This window comes from Stenotrophomonas sp. YJH_SMC_91 (genome assembly GCF_059368495.1).
On sequence record NZ_JCAFRT010000007.1, the window covers coordinates 1 to 20415 of the forward strand.

Consider the following 20415-nt stretch of genomic DNA (forward strand, 5'->3'; position numbering starts at 1 on the left):
GGAGATCAAGGGCCTGATCGATGATTCGGTCGGCAAGGTCGCCGAAGGCTCCAGCCTGGTGCACCAGGCCGGCAGCACCATGGGCGAGATCGTCGCCTCGGTGCAGCGCGTGACCGACATCATGGCCGAGATCTCCGCCGCCTCGCAGGAACAGTCGGCCGGCATCGAGCAGGTCAACCAGACCGTGGTGCAGATGGACGAGACCACCCAGCAGAATGCTGCACTGGTGGAAGAAGCCACCGCCGCCGCACGTGCGATGGAAGACCAGGCCGCGCAGCTGGCCGACGCCGTGGCGATCTTCCGCCTCGACAACCAGGTCTCGGCCGCGGTGAAGGCTGTCGCCGAACGCGTGGAACCGGCGCGCATCACCACCGTGGCACGTCCGCAGCCGACCAGCACGCCCACGCCGGTACGTCGCAGCAGCAACGCCAGCACCTTCGCCGCCAGCGACAGCGACTGGCAGGAATTCTGAGACCCACCCGCGGCGGCTTCGGCCGCCGCCTCTGCCGATGGACACGTCCCCCGTGCAAAGTCCTACTCCCATCGTCACCGGCCCGCGCGAGTTCGAGTTCGCCGACCGTGATTTCCGCCGCGTCTGCGACCTGATCTACCAGCGCGTGGGCATCGCCCTCGCACCGGCCAAGCGCGACATGGTCTATGGCCGCCTGTCGCGCCGCCTGCGCACGCTGGGCATGCGCAGCTTCCAGCAGTACCTGGACCATCTTGAGCAGGAAGACGGTGACGAGTGGCAGGCCTTCACCAACGCACTGACCACCAACCTGACCTCGTTCTTCCGCGAGCCGCACCACTTCGACAAGCTGCGCGAAGAGCTGCAGCAGCGTTCCAGCCGTTCGCCGCTGCTGCTGTGGTCGTGCGCGGCGTCCACCGGTGAGGAACCCTATTCGATGGCGATCACCGCCTGCGAAGCCTTCGGTACGCTGAAGCCGCCGGTGCGCATCGTCGCTACCGACGTCGATACCCAGGTACTGGCCACCGCCGGCCGCGGCGTCTACAACATCGACCGTGTCGCCAATCTCGACCCGGACCTGCGCCGCCGCTACTTCCAGCGTGGCAGCGGTCCCAACGAGGGCCAGTGCCGCGTGCTGCCGGCGCTGCGCGAGCTGATCGAGTTCCGTCCGCTGAACCTGCTCGCCCCGCGCTACGACGTCGGCGGCCCGTTCGACGCGCTGTTCTGCCGCAATGTGATGATCTACTTCGACAAGCCGACCCAGCGCGCCATCCTCGGCCGCCTGGTGCAGCACCTGGCCGACGATGGCCTGCTCTACACCGGACACTCGGAGAACTACCTGCACGCCGCCGACCTGATCCAGCCCTGCGGGCGCACCCTGTACCGCCGCGCGGCAAAGGCCGGCGCATGAACGCCTCACTGCGTACCGACGACGTGATGCGCTACCAGGATGCACGCTTCCAGACCCTTGCCGCCAAGCTGCTGCCCACCCAGTACCTGGTGGTCGATGACACCACCGCGCTGACCACCACCCTGGGTTCGTGCGTGGCCGCCTGCCTGCGCGACCCGGTGCTGAAGATCGGCGGCATGAACCACTTCCTGCTGCCGGAGGGCAACGCCGGCGACGGCGCGCCCGCACGCTACGGCAGCTATGCGATGGAGCTGCTGATCAACGACATGCTCAAGCGCGGCGCGCACCGCAAGCGCATCGAGGCCAAGGTGTTCGGCGGCGCCAACGTACTGAAGGGCTTCACCAGCAATCCGGTCGGTACCCGTAACGCCGAGTTCGTGCGCCAGTACCTGCAGGCCGAGCATATTCCGATCATCGCCGAGGACCTGTGCGGCATCCATCCGCGCAAGATCTGGTTCTTCGCCGACACCGGCCGCGTGGTGGTGCAGCGCCTGCCGCATGCCCACGAAGCCGAAGTGGCTGCCACCGAATCGGCAGTGCGTGCGCGCCTGTCCAAGGCCCCGGTCACCGGTGGCGTGGAGTTGTTCGAATGACCCTGACCGGCAACGCCCCCTGCCGGGTCCTGATCGTCGACGACTCCGCCGTCGTGCGCCAGATGCTCACGGAAATCCTGTCCAGCGATCCGGCCATCGACGTGGTCGGCACCGCTGCCGACCCGCTGCTGGCGCGCGAGAAGATCAAGCGTCTGGCCCCGGACGTGATCACGCTGGACGTGGAAATGCCACGCATGGACGGCCTCGCCTTCCTGGAAAACCTGATGCGGCTGCACCCACTGCCTGTGGTGATGATTTCCTCGTTGACCGAGCGCGGCGCCGATACCACGCTGCAGGCACTGGCACTGGGCGCCGTGGACTTCGTCTCCAAGCCCAAGCTGGACGTCGCACGCGGCCTGCAGGGCTACGCCGACGAGATCATCGCCAAGGTGAAGATGGCGGCGCGCTCGCGGGTGCGCCCGCTGGTGCGTGCTGCCGCTCCGAAACTCCTGCTGGAAGCAGCTCCTGCAATGCGCCCGGCTGCACCGCAGTTCCGCACCACCGACCGCCTGATCGCGACTGGTTCTTCGGCCGGCGGCACCGAGGCGCTGCGCGTGGTGCTGGAAGGCATGCCGGCCGATGCGCCTGCCGTGGTGATGACCCAGCACCTGCCTGCCAGCTTCAGCAGCGCCTTCGCCGAACGCCTGGACCGGCATTCCGCGATGGCCGTGCGTGAGGCCAGCGACGGCGAGGCAGTGCTGCCTGGCCATGCCTACCTGCCACCGGGCGGCAAGCACCTGCGGATCATCCGCGACGGTGCGCGCTGGCGCTGCCGCGTCGATGATGGCCCTGCGGTGAACCGTCACAAGCCCGCGGTGGACGTGCTGTTCCGTTCGGTCGCGCAGAGCGCGGGCGGCAACGCCATCGGCGCCATCCTCACCGGCATGGGTGACGATGGCGCGCGCGGCCTGCTGGAAATGCGCCAGGCCGGCGCGCCGACGCTGGTCCAGGATGAAGCCACCAGCGTGGTCTGGGGCATGCCCGGCGCTGCCTTCAAACTGGGAGCGGCCGAAGAACAGGTGCCATTGGAACGGATCGCCGAACGACTGTTGGCGCTCGCCCGCGGCTGATCGTCCGCGGCATCGCACCGCCTGATTTCCTCTTTCAGATGCCGGCCCCGGAAGGGCCGGCACGGCTGTCGTGTTTTCCAAGGAGTTTGACCATGGCCCTGCGTCTCTTCCGTTACCAACCGTCACTGCTGGCGGCCGCTCTGCTGGCTCCGCTGGCAGCTACCGCTGCCGGCGTGCCGGCACCGCCGCAGGCCACCCTGGGCCTTCCCCCCCGCCCCCGTCGCGAAGGGCACCGCCTGGACCGATCGCGTCCACATCCAGAGTGGTCCGGATACCGCATCGAAGCGCCTCCACGCACCCGACGTGGCGTTGCGCATCGTCACCCCCGATGACAGCGAGTCGCTCACGCCAAAGGGCCTCGCACTGCTCTTCAGCGGCAATGAGCCGGACTACTTCCGGCGCAACACCCTGCCCGGCAGCATCGTCGAGAGCCAGGCCAGCCCCGCCACCACGCTGATGCCCAACGTAGCCAGGGCGCTGGTGGGTGGCTACTTCAGCTATGCGCCTGACGCGCTGCCCAACCAGAGCAGCACCCTGCGTTTCAGTGCAGACACCTGGGCGCTGGTGCACCAGGGCAACACGCGGAAGGATCCCCTTTACCGCCTCAACCACGTCAGCACCATCGAGCAACGCCGTGCCGATGGCACCCTGGCTGAAATCATCAGATGCAGTGACAGCGACGACCGGGCGACCCTGGGCGAGTGGCAGGCCAATGACTACGCCAGGCTCAAGATTGCCGCCCAGGTGATCACGATGAAGTGCACCGAGCAGCTCATCAAGCGAATTCCGGCGATGTACCCTCGCCCGCTTGCTGCTGAAGATCTCACGGCCTACGCAGGCGGTGCCGTGCCGCCGGCACGGGTGCGCATCTATGCCAGCCTGGGGCGGACCACCACCCTGTACACCGACGCCGCCTGCCGCGAGGACTACCGCGACAGGATCGACGTCAAGTACAACAACGCCGGTGACAAGGGCGTGCTCGGCATCCCCGCCACGGAAACCCTGCGCAGCAAGGAGAACGAGCGGTTCTCCATGCTCAGCTACCAGGAGTACGAAGTCGCCGGCGGCAAGCCGCTGATCGTCGAAGCGCGCTTCGACGCATCAAGCCGCATGTACTGCGACGGGCAGTTGTCGGGTCAGTTCGTGGCCAGGCCCGGACAGGACTACGAAGTGGAAATGGAAGTGGCCGACAAGATGTGCCGCCTGCATCTGCGCCAGGTACACGCCGATGGCAGCACGACGCCACAGGTCGCACGCAAGACCCCCAGCACCTGTGAGGGCACGCGTGCGCCGGTGCGCATTGAACCGCGGCAGGACATGCAGGTCCTGCTGTTCAGCCCAGGCCAGCTGCAGATCCAGGATGCCCGTCAGGGCAGCGCACCGGAACGGTTGACCGACGACGCGGGCAGCACCGAGGCACTGCGGAAGATGCTGCAGCAGGCCAGCAGCAATCCCGGCACACGCCTGTGCGTGGTGGTACCGGCTACCGATTACAGCAGCGCCCTTCACGATGCCGTGCGCGAACGCGTACTGGACGCACCGCAGGTATTGCCCAGCCTGTGGGAAGAGGCGGCCACGGTGAACAGTCGCCGCAGTGCCGCCGCCGATGCTCCGGTCGACATCGCCGCTGCGATCGCCCATTGCAATGCGTTCCCGATCAGGGAGTTCGCGCCGCGCTGAGCAATCGCTCCCCTACCTTCGGCCTTCGCCGGGCATCAACCACCAGAGCGCGCACAGCGCCTCATTTTCGTTTCCCCAAGGAGTACTACCGTGGCATTACGCCCAACCTGCCTCACCGCCGCGATCGCGGCCACCCTGCTGCTGGCGCCGTCGGCCTACGCCAACGACGAAGCACCCACACCCACGCCTGCCGTGGATTCCGCAGTCACCAGCGGGTCAACGCTCGATCCAGCAACGGGTGCGGCGACCGCGCCAGACGCGGCGCACGCCCCCACCGCGGCCGATCCGGGCATCGGGAATGTCACAGCCGCCGTGGCACCTCCTGTTGACTACAGCAGCCTGCAGCACATCAAGGTCACTTCCGGACTGGGTGCAGGCCCCAACGGCAATCGCGTGGGCGATCACGTGCTGCGCCTGGTGATGCGTGCCGACACCGCTGCCGTCACCGCGGCCAAGGTCGGCCTGTCTGCTCTGGCGTTCGTCACTGGCGTGGGTGACATCGGCACCAGCAACAGCTTCAGCAAGAACAACGTCCGTGGCGAGGACATCAACTCTGTGCCCAGCCCGGCCTTCGGCGCATTGCCCGGCATGATCCGCGAGCAGCTGGCACTCTATTTCGCGGCCCACCCCGGCGCCATTCCCAGCGACGAGCGCACCGTGGAAGCCAGCGCCGGCCAGTGGTCGCTGGTGTACCAGAAGCTCAGCGATGCAGAGACCCCCTACGAGCTGCGCCACGATGTAACCATCGGCTTCCCGGTGGTGCGCAAGCTGTTCCGCGGCGCCAGTGGCGGCCAGGGCGTGCACTGCCGGGACGAAGCACGGGTTGCCCCGCTGCAGGAATGGCAGGCAGACGACTACGCGAAGGCCAAGGCGGCGTCGCGTGAGTTCGCCGAGGCCTGCATCGCGCGTTTCGTGGCTGAGCTGCCCCGCCTGTTCCCCGACCATGGCGCTCTGCCGCAGCCTGCGGTGGAAGCCGAGCTTCCGGCGGAAACGCCGGCCGTGACCGAGGAAGCGGCGGCCGTTACCCAGGCCTGAACCTGGGTACGCCCCCAAACGAAGAACCCCCGGCTCTCACCGGGGGTTCTTCGTTTCAACGGCGTGCCGGCCAGCGGCCGGCACTACCGCATCAGGCAGCGACCGTGTTGGCCACGTCCTGGTATTCCTCGATCTGGTCGAAGTTCATGTAGCGGTAGATCTCCGCACCATTGGCGTTGATCACGCCGATGTCCGCCATGTACTCCTCCTTGGTCGGGATGCGGCCCAGACGCGAGCAGATCGCGGCCAGTTCGGCCGAACCCAGGTACACGTTGGTGTTGCGGCCCAGGCGGTTCGGGAAGTTGCGGGTCGAGGTCGACATCGCGGTGGAGCCTTCGCGGTTCTGCGCCTGGTTGCCCATGCACAGCGAGCAGCCCGGCATTTCCATGCGGGCGCCGGTGGCGCCGAAGGTGCCGTACACGCCTTCCTTGGTCAGCTCCGAGGCGTCCATCTTGGTCGGCGGGGCCACCCACAGGCGGGTCGGCAGGTCACGCTTGCCTTCCAGCAGCTTGGCAGCGGCACGGAAGTGACCGATGTTGGTCATGCACGAACCGATGAACACTTCGTCGATCTTGGCGCCAGCGACTTCGGACAGGGTCTTCACGTCGTCCGGATCGTTCGGGCAGGCCACGATCGGCTCGTGGATGTCGGCCAGGTCGATCTCGATGACGGCGGCGTACTCGGCGTCGGCATCCGGCTCCAGCAGCTGCGGGTTGGCCAGCCACGCCTCCATCTTCTCGATGCGACGCTGCAGCGAACGCGGATCCTGGTAGCCCTCGGCAATCATCCACTTCAGCAGCGTGATGTTGCTGGTCAGGTACTCGATGATCGGTTCCTTGTTCAGGCGCACCGAGCAACCGGCCGCCGAACGCTCGGCCGAGGCGTCGGACAGTTCGAACGCCTGTTCGACCTTCAGCTCCGGCAGGCCTTCGATTTCCAGGATGCGGCCGGAGAAGATGTTCTTCTTGCCAGCCTTGGCCACGGTCAGCAGGCCCGACTTGATCGCGTACAGCGGGATCGCGTTGACCAGGTCACGCAGGGTCACGCCCGGCTGCATCTTGCCCTTGAAGCGCACCAGCACCGACTCCGGCATGTCCAGCGGCATCACGCCGGTGGCCGCAGCGAAGGCGACCAGGCCCGAACCGGCCGGGAACGAAATGCCCACCGGGAAGCGGGTGTGCGAGTCACCACCGGTACCCACGGTGTCCGGCAGCAGCATGCGGTTGAGCCAGCTGTGGATCACGCCGTCGCCCGGGCGCAGCGAAACGCCGCCACGGGTGGAGATGAACTCCGGCAGGGTGTGGTGGGTCTTCACGTCCACCGGCTTCGGGTAGGCGGCGGTGTGGCAGAACGACTGCATCACCAGATCGGCCGAGAAGCCCAGGCAGGCCAGGTCCTTCAGCTCGTCACGGGTCATCGGGCCGGTGGTGTCCTGCGAGCCGACCGAGGTCATCTTCGGTTCGCAGTAGGTGCCCGGGCGCATGCCCTGGCCTTCCGGCAGGCCACAGGCGCGGCCGACCATCTTCTGTGCCAGCGAGAAGCCCTTGCCGGTGTCGGCCGGCTGCACCGGCAGGCGGAACAGGTTGGTCGGGGCCAGGCCCAGCGCTTCGCGCGCCTTGCCGGTCAGGCCACGGCCGATGATCAGCGGAATGCGGCCACCGGCACGCACTTCGTCGAACAGCACTTCGGACTTGACCTGGAACTCGGCGATCACTTCACCGTTCTTCAGCGCCTTGCCTTCGTACGGACGCAGCTCGACCACATCGCCGTGCTCCATCTTCGACACGTCCAGCTCGATCGGCAGTGCGCCGGCATCTTCCATGGTGTTGTAGAAGATCGGGGCGATCTTCGAACCCAGGCAGACGCCACCGGCGCGCTTGTTCGGGATGAACGGAATGTCATCGCCGGTCCACCACAGCACGCTGTTGGTGGCCGACTTGCGCGAGGAGCCGGTACCGACCACGTCGCCGACATAGGCAACCAGGTGGCCCTTGTCCTTCAGGTCGAGGATCTGCTGGATCGGGCCGCGCTTGCCGTCTTCTTCCGGGGTGAACGGCGCGTCGTCGCGCTTGTTCTTCAGCATCGCCAGGGCGTGCATCGGGATGTCCGGGCGGGTGGTCGCATCGGGTGCCGGCGACAGGTCGTCGGTGTTGGTCTCGCCAGGCACCTTGAACACGGTGACCGTCAGGCTCTGCGGCACTTCCGGGTTGCTGGTGAACCACTCGGCATCGGCCCAGCTCTGCAGCACGGCCTGGGCGTTGGCGTTGCCGGCCTTGGCCTTTTCCTGCACGTCGTGGAACGCGTCGAACACCAGCAGGGTCTTCTTCAGGCCGTTGGCGGCAATGGTGCCGACGCTGGTGTCGTCAAGCAGCTGCACCAGCGGCGCAACGTTGTAACCGCCGAGCATGGTGCCCAGCAGTTCGGTGGCGCGCTCGCGGCTGATCAGCGGGTTCTGCTCGCTGCCCAGCGCGATCGCGGCCAGGTACGAGGCCTTGACCTTGGCTGCGTCATCGACGCCGGCCGGCACGCGGTGGGTCAGCAGGTCGAGCAGGAACTCGGCCTCGCCCTGCGGCGGGTTCTTCAGCAGTTCGATGACATCGGCCGTCTGCTGCGCGCTCAGCGGCAGCGGCGGGATGCCAAGCGCAGCGCGCTCGGCGACGTGGTGGCGGTAGGCTTCCAACATGACAACTCCCGGGTAATGCGTAGGTTGAAAAAACAAAGTGGGCTCAGGCTTGCGGCACGATCAGCTTCAGGCCCTTGAAGTAGTCGCGGTAAAACGTGTCGTTCCAGGTGATCAGGCCGTCGCACTGCAGCAGTGCGTGGGCGCCGACCATGAATTCGTCCAGGCTGCGGCGGCTGCCGCCGCGCTGGCGATGACGGCGGTGCATCTCGCCGGCGCGCAGTGCCGACTTGGCTTCCATCGGGTTGAAATGCACGCCCATCTCTTCCAGCGCTTCGAGCACTTCGGCACCGCCGCGCAGCGATGCGCAGACTTCGGCCAACGTCGCGCCACAGACCACCACGCGGCCGCCGACCAGGCTCTGCCGCAGGATGGCTTCCACCGCATCGGCCTGCGGACCATTGCTGAGCAGCTCGACCAGAACTGGTGAATCGACGGCGATCATCACCGCTTACTCCTCGTCACGCACCGCGCGCACCGCCGCGTCGGACGATTCGAAGCCGTCCAGCGCGAACTTGCCGCGCGCCCGTGAGATGGCATCGTCAACACTCTTGCGCAGGATGATGCGGCTGCCGTCCAGCTCGACCTTCAGCAGCGTGCCCTTGGTCAGGCCGAGGGCATCACGCACCGCCTTGGGCAGGGTGATCTGTCCGCGTTCAGCAACGGTGGCTTCCATGGGGGGTACGCCTCAAAAAGTATGCATGAATTATACATACTCGCAGCATCTGGAACAAACCCGCCCAATCCGTGACCGCGATCCTGCGCTGGTCGCATCCGGGGGTTAGACTGGCTCCGCAGCGACCTGCTGCGGCCCCGGGCTGGACGCACCGCGTGCCGCCCGCACCTACCCGCCATAAAAGGATGTTCCATGCGCGCCTTGACCCTTGCCCTGATGCTGGCTGCCCCGCTGGCCCTTTCGACGACGGCAGCCCACGCCAATCCGTTCGGCGCCTACACCACCGGCGTCGAGATCACCCAACAGCAGATGGACACCCTGGAAGTCGGCAAGACCAACCAGGACCAGGTCCGTGAGAAGTTCGGCGCACCCGGCCGCCGCGAACAGCTGGGCGACACGCAGGTCTGGTACTACGACTACGTGAAGATCAAGACCTTCGGCAAGAACATCCAGGAAGCGACCGTCCTGGAATTCAACAAGCAGGGTGTGCTGACGGCCAAGTCCAAGAGCAACGCTGTTGGCAAGACCGGCAATCCGCTGCTGGATGCCGCCAACGGCAAGTAAGTCCTGCTCGACACGCACTTCCGGACGGGACGCCCATGGGCGTCCCGTCTGCGTTCGGGCCAGCGGGCGACGACCGCACGCGCTGACACGAAGGCTACACACACCGCTGTAACCTTGCGTTCCAAGCCAGCCGGGTCATTGCCGGGCGCTGGATCGCCGATACTGGGCAGGATCCGGGGCCGGAATGCCACCGGCGACCGCAAGCAGGCCCCTGCACGCACGGGCCAGAGCAAGCCATCCGCAAGAAGGAGTTACCCCGCATGAGCGATTCGTTCTCCACCCGCAGCCAGCTGAACGTCGGCGGCAAGACCTACGACTACTTCAGCCTGCCCACGCTGGGCCAGCGCTTCGATATCTCCCACCTGCCCTACTCGATGAAGATCCTGCTGGAGAACCTGCTCCGGCACGAGGACGGCGGCATCACCGTCGGCAAGGACCACATCGAAGCCGTGGCCCGCTGGAATCCGGCGGCAGAACCGGACACCGAGATCGCCTTCATGCCGGCGCGCGTGGTCCTGCAGGACTTCACCGGCGTGCCCTGCGTGGTCGACCTGGCCGCGATGCGCGATGCGGTGGTCAAGCTCGGCGGCTCGCCGGAGCAGATCAACCCGCAGATTCCCTCCGAACTGGTCATCGACCACTCGGTGCAGGTCGATGTGTTCGGCAAGCCGGACGCACTGGACCTCAACGGCAAGATCGAATTCCAGCGCAACCAGGAACGCTACGGCTTCCTGCGCTGGGGCCAGAAGGCCTTCGACAACTTCAAGGTGGTGCCGCCGAACACCGGCATCGTCCACCAGGTGAACCTGGAAAACCTCGCCCGCGTGGTGATGACCGCGGAGAAGGATGGCAAAGCCGTGGCCTACCCCGATACCGTGTTCGGTACCGACAGCCACACCACGATGATCAACGGCATCGGCGTGCTGGGCTGGGGCGTTGGCGGCATCGAAGCGGAGGCCGCCATGCTCGGCCAGCCATCGTCGATGCTGATCCCGCAGGTGGTCGGCTTCAAGCTGACCGGCAAGCTGCCCGAGGGTGCCACCGCCACCGACCTGGTGCTGACCGTCACCCAGATGCTGCGCAAGCTGGGCGTCGTCGGCAAGTTCGTCGAGTTCTACGGTGACGGCCTGCAGCACCTGCCGCTGGCCGACCGCGCCACCATCGGCAACATGGCCCCGGAATACGGCGCCACCTGTGGCATCTTCCCGATCGACGCCGAGTCGCTGAACTACCTGCGCCTGTCCGGCCGCAGCGAAGAGCAGATCAACCTGGTCGAGGCCTACGCCAAGGCGCAGGGCCTGTGGCACGAGCCGGGCAGCCCGCACGCCCAGTACAGCACCACGCTGGAACTGGACATGGGCACGGTGAAGCCGTCGCTGGCCGGCCCGAAGCGCCCGCAGGACCGCGTGCTGCTGGAAGACGTGCAGAAGAACTACCGTGAAGCCCTGGTCGGCATGACCGCCAACCGTGACAAGCGCAGCGACGACGTCTCCTCGTTCGTCAACGAAGGCGGCGGCGCCGCGGTCGGCAACGAGCAGCTGGCCAAGGGCTTCGCCGACATCGAGATCGAAGGCCGCAAGGTCCGCCTGAAGGACGGCGCGGTGGTCATCGCTGCCATCACTTCGTGCACCAATACCTCCAACCCGGCGGTGATGATCGGCGCCGGCCTGCTGGCCCGCAATGCGGCCGCCAAGGGCCTGAACCGCCAGCCGTGGGTGAAGACCTCGCTCGGGCCGGGCTCGCGGGTGGTCACCGATTACCTGGAAAAGGCCGGCGTACTGAAGGAGCTGGAAAAGATCGGCTTCTACGTGGTCGGCTACGGCTGCACCACCTGCATCGGCAACTCCGGCCCGCTGCCGACCGAAGTCAGCGCCGGCATCGCCACCGGCGACCTGGTGGTCACCTCGGTGCTGTCGGGCAATCGCAACTTCGAGGGCCGCGTGCACCCCGAAGTGAAGATGAACTACCTGGCCAGCCCGCCGCTGGTGGTGGCCTACGCCATCGCCGGCACCACCGACATCGACCTGACCACCCAGCCGCTGGGTACCGGCAGCGATGGCCAGCCGGTGTTCCTGCGCGACATCTGGCCGAGCAACAAGGAAATCGGCGACGTCATCGCCGCCACCATCGGGCCGGAGATGTTCAAGCAGAACTACGCCGACGTGTTCAAGGGTGATACCCGCTGGAACACCATCGCCTCGCCGGACGGCAACCTGTACGCGTGGAGCGATGCCTCCACCTACATCAAGAACCCGCCCTACTTCGATGGCATGACCATGCAGACCGGCAGCATCAACGACGTGCACGGCGCGCGCGTGATGGGCCTGTTCGGCGATTCGATCACCACCGACCACATCTCCCCGGCCGGCAACATCAAGAAGGACTCGCCGGCAGGCCGCTTCCTGCAGGAGCGCGGCGTGCAGCCGGCCGACTTCAACAGCTACGGCAGCCGCCGCGGCAACGATGACGTGATGGTCCGCGGCACCTTCGCCAACATCCGCATCAAGAACCTGATGTTCGGTGGCGAGGAAGGCGGCAACACCCTGTACTACCCGGCCGGTGGCGGCCAGCCGGAAAAGCTGGCGATCTACGATGCGGCCATGAAGTACAAGGCCGACAAGGTGCCGCTGGTGGTGCTGGCCGGCAAGGAATACGGTACCGGTTCGTCGCGTGACTGGGCTGCCAAGGGCACCCTGCTGCTGGGGGTGAAGGCAGTCATCGCCGAAAGCTTCGAGCGCATCCACCGCTCCAACCTGGTCGGCATGGGCGTGCTGCCGCTGCAGTTCCGCAACGGCGAGAACGCGCAGAGCCTGGGCCTGGACGGCTCGGAAGTAATCGACATCACCGGCCTGCAGGACGGTGCCAGCAAGCGCGCCACGGTCACCGCGACCAAGGCCGATGGCACGAAGAAGACCTTCGAGGTGTCGGTGATGCTGCTGACCCCGAAGGAAGTCGAGTACTTCCGTCATGGTGGCCTGCTGCAGTACGTGCTGCGCCAGTTGGCCAGCAAGTAACGTTCCGCTCTCGGTAGAGTCGACTGCTGGTCGACCACCCAACAAAAGGGCCGGATCCTCGCGGATCCGGCCCTTCCTGTTTCTCTGCAGACAGGCATGGCCTGGCTCTACCGCATCTCCGGCGGCACCGGGATGGGCGCCAGGTGCGCGCTCAGCGGCGCGGCGCGTCCGGGTCGGTGCGCAACGCCTTCAGCAGGCCCCACATATAGAACGCCAGGGTGAACGAGAACGGCAGGCCGCACAGCACCACCGCCGTCTGCATTGCGCTGAAATTGCCGGCCAGCAGCAGCCCGACGCTGGCTACGGTGATGCCGACGGCCCAGAACACGCGCAGCCAGATCGGCGCGTCATGGCCATCTTCCACGCCATCGTCAACGCGACGGGTACACAGGTTGGCGATCATCAGCGTGCCCGAATCGACCGGGGTCAGGAACAGCACGAAGCCGATCACCACCGCGGCACCGGCCACGTACGGCGCGGCGGGCAGGTATTCCAGCAGCTTGAACAGCGTCATCGCCGCATCGTGCTGGGCCACGTCACCCAGGATCGCCTGGCCATGGTTGAGCACCAGGTCGATGGCGGTGTTGCCGAAGATCGACAGCCACGCCAGGGTGAAGCCGAGCGGGATCAGCAGCACGCCCATGATCACTTCGCGGATGGTGCGGCCACGCGAGATGCGTGCCACGAAAAGGCCGACGAACGGCGCCCAGGCGATCCACCAGGCCCAGTAGAACAGCGTCCACGAGCCCATCCACTCACGGCCCTTCGGGTCGTTGAGGTACATGTCGAAACTCTTGCGCACGAACGCACCGAGGTAATCGCCGGTGTTCTGGATCAGGCCATCGAACAGGTGCAGGGTCGGGCCGGTGACCAGCACGAACAGCAGCAGGCCGCACAGCAGGCGCACGTTGAGATTGGACAACCAGGCAATGCCCTTCTCCACACCGGCGACCACGCCGATGGTGGCCACCACCATCATCACCAGCACGATCGCCACCAGCACCTGCGGCGTATCCGGGATGTGGAACAGGTAGACAAGGCCGGACTGCACCACCAGCGCGCCGATGCCGAGGTTGGTGACCATCGAGATCAGCGTGGCGAGGATGCCGAAGCCATCGACCATGTCGCCGATCCGGCCATGGATGCGCTCACCGAAGATCGGGTACAGCGCCGAGCGCAGCGCCAGCGGCAGGTCACGGCGGTAGGCGAAATAGCCCAGTGCCACGCCGACCAGCGCATACAGCGCCCAGCCGTGCAGGCCCCAGTGCAGGAAGGTGAGCACCATCGCCTCGCGGCCGGCGGCCACGGTGCCGCCGGGTTGCCCGGGCGGATGCAGGAAGTGGTCCAGCGGCTCGTAGGCGCCGTAATACAGCAGCGCGATGCCGATGCCGGCCGAGAACAGCATCGAGACCCAGGCGACGTAGCCGAAGGCCGGCGATTCCTCGTTGTGGCCCAGGCGGATGCGGCCATACGGCGAGAACGCCAGCCACAGCACGAAGCCCAGGCACAGCACGATCAGCAGCATGTACCACCAGCCGAACGCGGCCGACACCTCGGCCTGCGCCCATTGCAGCCAGTGCTCGCTGCCTTCGGGATAGAGAACGGTGAGCAGCCCGAGGATGCCGATCGACACCGAGGAGCTGAAGAAGACAAAACGGTTCAAGCGCAGGGGCGAACGCTTGGGATGAGCCAGGGAAGACATGGGGTCGTCTCATCAAGTCCGAGGGAGCACATGGGCGGGGCCGGACCAGTAAACCGGGCCCATGGCGTGGGGCGCGAGCGCATCCTAGGGTTTATTGATTGAACGTTCAATCAATAAAAAGCATAATGGCGGGCAGCCCGATCCTTCGGGTCGCAATCCGTGGAGAGACAATGCCGAAGAAAGGCGTGGAACCGGTACGGCGCGAACAGCTGATCCGGGCCACTTTCCAGACCATCGACGAGATCGGCATGGCCGATGCGACCGTCGCCACCATCGCGAAGAAGGCAGGGCTGTCCAGCGGCATCGTCGCCCACTACTTCGGCGACAAGGACGGCCTGCTCAATGCTGCAATGCGGCAGATCCTGCGCGAGCTGAAGGACGCGGTCGCCCGCTACCGCGCCGACGCCAGCGACGACCCACGCGAGCAGCTGCGCGCCATCGTCGACGGCAACTTCGACGACAGCCAGATCAACGGCACCGCGATGCGCGTCTGGCTCACCTTCTGGGCCGCGAGCATGCACCAGCCGGAACTGGCCCGGCTGCAGCGCGCCAACGACCAGCGCCTGTTCTCCAACCTGTGCCACCAGTTCAACCGCCTGCTGCCCCACCCGCAGGCCCGCCTGGCCGCTCGCGGGCTGGCCGCGATGATCGATGGCCTGTGGCTGCGCGGCAGCCTGGTCGGCGGCCAGTTCAACGCCGAGAAGTCCCGGCGCATCGCTTACGGCTACATCGACTTCCAGTTGCAGGCTGTCGCGCTATAAGCGCTCCAGCACCCGCCCCCTTCCAAGGAGTACGCCCCATGACCACCCTGCCCGTCCAACAGCTCTACATCCACGGCCAGCGCGTCGATGCCACCAGCGGCAAGACCTTCAAGACCGTCAATCCGGCCACCGGTGAGGTGATCGCCGAAGTGCAGGTTGCCAGCCAGGCCGACGTCGAGCGTGCCGTGCAGAGCGCATCCGAAGGCCAGAAGGTGTGGGCCGCGATGACCGCGATGGAGCGCTCGCGCATCCTGCGCCGCGCCGTCGAGATCCTGCGTGAGCGCAACGACGAGCTGGCCCACCTGGAAACCCTGGACACCGGCAAGGCGCTGGCCGAAACCACCACCGTGGACATCGTCACCGGGGCCGACGTGGTCGAGTACTACGCCGGCCTGGCCACCGCCATCGAGGGCATCCAGCTGCCGCTGCGCGAATCGAGCTTCTTCTACACCCGTCGCGAGCCGCTGGGCGTGGTCGCCGGCATCGGCGCCTGGAACTACCCGATCCAGATCGCCATGTGGAAGTCGGCCCCGGCCCTGGCCGCCGGCAACGCGATGGTGTTCAAGCCTTCGGAAGTGACCCCGCTGACCGCGATCCGGCTGGCCGAGATCTACACCGAAGCCGGCGTGCCGGCTGGCGTGTTCAACGTCGTGCAGGGCCCGGGCCGCGAGATCGGTCAGTGGCTGACCGAGCACCCGGTGATCGAGAAGATTTCCTTCACCGGCGGCGTCGCCACCGGGAAGAAGGTCATGGCCAGCGCCGCGTCCTCCTCGCTGAAGGAAGTGACCATGGAGCTGGGCGGCAAGTCGCCGCTGGTGATCTGCGATGACGCCGACCTGGACCGCGCCGCCGACATCGCGGTGATGGCCAACTTCTTCAGCTCCGGCCAGGTCTGCACCAACGGCACCCGCGTGTTCGTGCCGCGCAGCATGCTCGCCGCGTTCGAGGCCGCCGTTGTCGAGCGCGTCAAGCGCATCCGCATCGGCGACCCGATGGCCGCCGAAACCAACTTCGGCCCGCTGACCAGCTTCCCGCACATGGAAAACGTGCTGCGCTACATCGAAAGCGGCAAGGCCGAAGGCGCCCGCCTGCTGACCGGCGGTGGCCGTGCCACCGAAGGCGCGCTGGCCAATGGCGCCTACGTTCTGCCGACCGTGTTCTCCGACTGCCGCGATGACATGACCATCGTCAAGGAAGAGATCTTCGGGCCGGTCATGAGCATCCTCGCCTACGACGACGAAGACGAAGTGGTGCGTCGCGCCAACGACACCACCTTCGGTCTGGCCGCCGGCGTGGTCAGCAAGGACATCAGCCGCGCCCACCGCATCATCCACCGCCTGGAAGCCGGCATCTGCTGGATCAATACGTGGGGGGAGTCGCCGGCCGAAATGCCGGTCGGTGGCTACAAGGAATCCGGCGTCGGCCGCGAGAATGGCATCTCCACCCTCGGCCACTACACCCGCATCAAGTCGGTGCAGGTGGAACTGGGCGACTACGCCAGCGTGTTCTGACCGGCGCGCCCCGAGCGCGCACCCTCGTCCGGCCACCGCGCCGATCCGACATTCCGCCGGGACGCCTGCATGCAGCGCGCCCCGGCCTGCAGGAGACACCCATGAGCACCCACAACGAGTACGACTACATCATCATCGGCGCTGGTTCGGCCGGCAACGTGCTGGCTACCCGCCTCACCGAAGATGCCGATGTCAGCGTGCTGCTGCTGGAAGCCGGTGGCCCGGACTACCGGCTCGACTTCCGTACCCAGATGCCGGCGGCACTGGCCTTCCCGCTGCAGGGCAAGCGCTACAACTGGGCGTACAAGACCGATCCCGAGCCCTTCATGAACAACCGCCGCATGGACTGCGGCCGCGGCAAGGGGCTGGGCGGCTCGTCGCTGATCAACGGCATGTGCTACATCCGCGGCAACGCGATGGATTACGACAACTGGGCCAGCATGCCGGGCCTGGAAGACTGGACCTACCTGGACTGCCTGCCGTACTTCCGCAAGGCGGAAACCCGCGACATCGGCCCCAATGACTACCACGGTGGCGACGGCCCGCTGCGCGTGACCACGCCGAAGGCCGGTAACAACGAGCTGTTCGCTGCGATGGTCGAAGCCGGCGTGCAGGCCGGCTACCCCCGCACCGACGACCTCAACGGCTACCAGCAGGAAGGCTTCGGCCCGATGGACCGCACGGTGACCCCGAAGGGCCGTCGCTCCAGCACCGCCCGTGGTTACCTGGACCTGGCCAAGCCGCGCCCGAACCTGACCATCGTCACCCACGCGCTTACCGACCGCATCCTGTTCTCGGGCAAGCGTGCGGTGGGCGTGCAGTGGCTGCACAACGACCAGCCGCAGCGTGCCACCGCGCGCCGCGAAGTACTGCTGTGTGGCGGCGCCATCGCCTCGCCGCAGATCCTGCAGCGTTCGGGCGTCGGCCCGGCCGACCTGCTGCGCAGCCTGGACATCGACCTGGTGCACCACCTGCCGGGCGTCGGCGCCAACCTGCAGGACCACCTGGAGATGTACCTGCAGTACGAGTGCAAGAAGCCGGTCTCGCTGGCACCGGCACTGAAGCTGTACAACCAGCCGGCCATCGGCGCCGAGTGGCTGTTCCTGGGCACCGGCATCGGCGCCAGCAACCAGTTCGAGGCCGGCGGCTTCATCCGCAGCGACGCCGAATTCGACTGGCCGAACCTGCAGTACCACTTCCTGCCGGTGGCGATCAATTACAACGGCTCCAACCCGATCAAGGCGCACAGCTTCCAGATGCACGTCGGTTCGATGCGCTCGCCCAGCCGCGGCCGCATCCACGTGCGTTCGAAGGATCCGCGCGAACATCCGAGCATCCTCTTCAACTACATGTCGCATGAGCAGGACTGGCGCGAGTTCCGCGCGGCGATCCGCATCACCCGCGAGATCTTCGCGCAGCCGGCGCTGGCACCGTACAGCGGCCGCGAGATTTCCCCGGGCAGCGCGCTGCAGACCGATGCGCAGATCGATGCGTTCGTCCGCGAACATGCCGAGACCGCCTACCACCCGTCGTGCTCGAACAAGATGGGCCACGCCGATGACCCGATGGCGGTGGTCGACGGCCAGGGCCGCGTGCACGGGCTGGAAGGCCTGCGCATCGTCGATGCCTCGATCATGCCGCAGGTGGTGACCGGCAACCTCAACGCGCCGACCATCATGATGGCCGAGAAGCTGGCCGACGTGATCCGCGGCCGCACCCCGCTGGCCCGCAGCACCGCGCCGTACTACAAGGCCAACGGTGCACCGGTGCGCAAGCAGGACTGACGCAAGCGCCCCGCTTGGCGACACGGTCGTGCCGGCCGCTGGCCGGCATCCACCGGAATCCCGATCGAGCGCAGATGCCGGCCAGCCGGCAGTACCAAGCAAAGAGGCCCTTCGGGGCCTCTTCGCGTTTTCCCTACGGCGGGGTATGCTGCATTGAACGGCCATTGTCGCTACGCTCAGGGCCGGAACCTAATACATCACGATTCCTGGAGGGGGAATATGAGTCTGGATCGTCCCTGGCTGCAGAGCTATCCGAAAGGCGTTCCCGCCGAAATCGACGTCAACGAGTTCCATTCGGTAGCTTCGGTCTTCGACGCTTCCGTCGCGAAATTCCGCGACCGTCCAGCCTACTCCAGCTTCGGCAAAGTGCTCACCTACGGTGAGACCGATGCGCTGGTCACCCAGTTCGCCGCCTACCTGCTGGGTGAGCTCAAGCTCAAGAAGGGTGACCGCGTCGCCCTGATGATGCCCAACTGCCTGCAGTACCCGGTGGCCACCTTCGGCGTGCTGCGCGCCGGACTGACCGTGGTCAACGTCAACCCGCTGTACACCGCGCGCGAACTCAAGCACCAGCTGGTCGATGCAGGCGTCAGTGCGCTGGTGGTGGTCGACAACTTCGGCGACACCGTCGAACAGGTCATCGCCGATACGCCGGTCAAGCACGTGGTCACCACCGGCCTGGGCGACCTGCTCGGCGCCAAGGGCGCGATCGTCAACTTCGTGCTGAAGTACGTCAAGAAGATGGTGCCCAACTACCACATCAAGGGCGCCGTCCGCTTCAGGCAGGCGCTCAAGCTGGGCAGCCGCCACGCGCTTCCGAAGGTCGAGATCGACCACGACGACATCGCTTTCCTGCAGTACACCGGCGGTACCACCGGCGTGGCCAAGGGCGCGATGCTGACCAACCGCAACCTGATCGCCAACATGCAGCAGGCGTCGGCGTGGCTGTCCACCTCGGGCATCGAGCCGGGCAAGGAAGTGATCATCACTGCCCTGCCGCTGTACCACATCTTCGCGTTGACCGCGAACGGCCTGGTCTTCATGAAGTTCGGTGGCTGCAACCACCTGATCACCAACCCGCGCGACATGAAGGGTTTCGTCAAGGAGCTCAAGGGCACCCGCTTCACCGCCATCACCGGCGTCAACACGCTGTTCAACGGCCTGCTCAACACGCCCGGCTTCGACGAGATCGACTTTTCTTCGGTCAAGTTCACCCTCGGCGGCGGCATGGCGGTACAACGTGCCGTGGCCGAACGCTGGAAGAAGGTCACCGGGGTGACCCTGGTCGAAGCCTATGGCCTGACCGAGACCTCGCCGGCAGCCTGCATCAACCCGCTCACCCTGCCCGAGTACAACGGCGCCATCGGCCTGCCGATCCCGTCCACCGATGCGTGCATCAAGGACGACAACGGCAACATCCTGGCGCTGGGCGAAGTGGGCGAGCTGTGCATCAAGGGCCCGCAGGTGATGAAGGGCTACTGGCAGCGCCCGGAGGAAACCGCCACCGCCATCGACGCCGACGGCTGGCTGCACACCGGCGACATGGCGAAGATGGACGAACAGGGCTTCTTCTACATCGTCGACCGCAAGAAGGACATGATCCTGGTGTCCGGCTTCAACGTGTACCCGAACGAAGTCGAGGACGTCATCGCGATGATGCCCGGCGTGTTGGAGGTGGCTGCGGTCGGTGTCCCGGACGAGAAGTCCGGCGAGGTCGTGAAGGTCGTGATCGTGAAGAAGGACCCGAACCTGACCGCGGAAATGGTCAAGGAACATGCCCGGGCCAACCTGACCGGTTACAAGCACCCCAGAATCGTAGAATTCCGAAAGGAGCTGCCGAAGACCAACGTCGGCAAGATTCTCCGTCGCGAGCTGCGTGATACGCCCGCCCAGTAAGGGTTTCCGGGCAACACGACAGTACAGGGGACCCCGCCGGAGACGGCGGGGTCTTTTTATTGCCGGAACA

Annotated in this window: 16 protein-coding genes; 12 read left to right on the forward strand and 4 right to left on the reverse strand. The window is 66.3% G+C overall.

Going from position 1 to position 20415, the window contains the following annotated elements; translation table 11 throughout:
- From AC5P5X_RS10590 to AC5P5X_RS10615, 6 genes are all read left to right on the forward strand, one after another.
- Positions 1-472 (forward strand): methyl-accepting chemotaxis protein (locus tag AC5P5X_RS10590; protein ID WP_495201458.1); only part of this gene is annotated, 472 nt, incomplete at its 5' end.
- Between the two features lie 37 nt (positions 473-509).
- Positions 510-1379 carry a CheR family methyltransferase gene (locus tag AC5P5X_RS10595; RefSeq protein WP_005409512.1) on the forward strand — a complete coding sequence of 290 codons (870 nt, stop codon included), beginning with the start codon at positions 510-512 and terminating at the stop codon, positions 1377-1379.
- Positions 1376-1972, forward strand: a complete 597-nt coding sequence (gene cheD, locus AC5P5X_RS10600; protein ID WP_005409511.1) for a chemoreceptor glutamine deamidase CheD — start codon at positions 1376-1378, stop codon at positions 1970-1972. Before AC5P5X_RS10595 ends, cheD begins: the two co-directional genes overlap by 4 nt.
- Positions 1969-3042, forward strand: coding sequence for a protein-glutamate methylesterase/protein-glutamine glutaminase (locus AC5P5X_RS10605; RefSeq protein ID WP_329762685.1), 1074 nt, complete (start codon positions 1969-1971; stop codon positions 3040-3042). Before cheD ends, AC5P5X_RS10605 begins: the two co-directional genes overlap by 4 nt.
- A gap of 303 nt (positions 3043-3345) precedes the next feature.
- Positions 3346-4722, forward strand: coding sequence for a hypothetical protein (locus tag AC5P5X_RS10610; RefSeq protein ID WP_258391103.1), 1377 nt, complete (start codon positions 3346-3348; stop codon positions 4720-4722).
- Between the two features lie 90 nt (positions 4723-4812).
- Positions 4813-5757 carry a hypothetical protein gene (locus AC5P5X_RS10615; protein WP_111189522.1) on the forward strand — a complete coding sequence of 315 codons (945 nt, stop codon included), beginning with the start codon at positions 4813-4815 and terminating at the stop codon, positions 5755-5757.
- Positions 5758-5848: 91 nt separating this feature from the next.
- Here AC5P5X_RS10615 and acnB read toward each other — a convergent pair whose 3' ends face one another.
- The 3 genes from acnB to AC5P5X_RS10630 are packed head-to-tail and all read right to left on the reverse strand — an operon-like array spanning position 5849 to position 9113.
- Complete coding sequence (gene acnB, locus AC5P5X_RS10620) at positions 5849-8440, reverse strand: bifunctional aconitate hydratase 2/2-methylisocitrate dehydratase (protein WP_495215978.1); 2592 nt, start codon at positions 8438-8440, stop codon at positions 5849-5851.
- A 43-nt stretch (positions 8441-8483) separates the two neighbouring features.
- The gene (locus AC5P5X_RS10625; RefSeq protein WP_005409506.1) at positions 8484-8882 is read right to left on the reverse strand and encodes a type II toxin-antitoxin system VapC family toxin; all 399 of its coding nucleotides are present in this window, start codon (positions 8880-8882) and stop codon (positions 8484-8486) included.
- A gap of 6 nt (positions 8883-8888) precedes the next feature.
- Positions 8889-9113: an AbrB/MazE/SpoVT family DNA-binding domain-containing protein gene (locus tag AC5P5X_RS10630; RefSeq protein ID WP_005409505.1), complete on the reverse strand. Its 225-nt coding sequence runs from the start codon at positions 9111-9113 to the stop codon at positions 8889-8891.
- A 192-nt stretch (positions 9114-9305) separates the two neighbouring features.
- On the opposite strand from AC5P5X_RS10630, the gene bamE reads away from it, so the two are divergent.
- Both bamE and acnA read left to right on the forward strand, forming a co-directional pair.
- Positions 9306-9677 (forward strand): outer membrane protein assembly factor BamE domain-containing protein, encoded by a 372-nt coding sequence (bamE, locus tag AC5P5X_RS10635; protein WP_111189521.1) that lies wholly within the window; start codon positions 9306-9308, stop codon positions 9675-9677.
- Between the two features lie 260 nt (positions 9678-9937).
- Positions 9938-12691: an aconitate hydratase AcnA gene (gene acnA / locus AC5P5X_RS10640; RefSeq protein WP_088431980.1), complete on the forward strand. Its 2754-nt coding sequence runs from the start codon at positions 9938-9940 to the stop codon at positions 12689-12691.
- A 151-nt stretch (positions 12692-12842) separates the two neighbouring features.
- On the opposite strand, the gene AC5P5X_RS10645 is transcribed toward acnA, so the two are convergent.
- Complete coding sequence (locus AC5P5X_RS10645; RefSeq protein WP_005409502.1) at positions 12843-14393, reverse strand: BCCT family transporter; 1551 nt, start codon at positions 14391-14393, stop codon at positions 12843-12845.
- Positions 14394-14563: 170 nt separating this feature from the next.
- Between AC5P5X_RS10645 and betI the strand changes: the two genes are divergently transcribed.
- The 4 genes from betI to AC5P5X_RS10665 all read left to right on the forward strand — a co-directional run bounded on the left by betI (position 14564) and on the right by AC5P5X_RS10665 (position 20345).
- The gene (betI, locus tag AC5P5X_RS10650; protein ID WP_005409501.1) at positions 14564-15154 is read left to right on the forward strand and encodes a transcriptional regulator BetI; all 591 of its coding nucleotides are present in this window, start codon (positions 14564-14566) and stop codon (positions 15152-15154) included.
- A 38-nt stretch (positions 15155-15192) separates the two neighbouring features.
- Positions 15193-16665 (forward strand): betaine-aldehyde dehydrogenase, encoded by a 1473-nt coding sequence (betB, locus tag AC5P5X_RS10655; protein ID WP_005409500.1) that lies wholly within the window; start codon positions 15193-15195, stop codon positions 16663-16665.
- Between the two features lie 101 nt (positions 16666-16766).
- Positions 16767-18449: a choline dehydrogenase gene (betA, locus tag AC5P5X_RS10660; RefSeq protein ID WP_005409499.1), complete on the forward strand. Its 1683-nt coding sequence runs from the start codon at positions 16767-16769 to the stop codon at positions 18447-18449.
- Between the two features lie 219 nt (positions 18450-18668).
- On the forward strand, positions 18669-20345 hold the full coding sequence (locus AC5P5X_RS10665) for a long-chain fatty acid--CoA ligase (RefSeq protein ID WP_012480081.1): 1677 nt from the start codon (positions 18669-18671) through the stop codon (positions 20343-20345).
- The last annotated feature ends 70 nt before the right edge of the window (positions 20346-20415 follow it).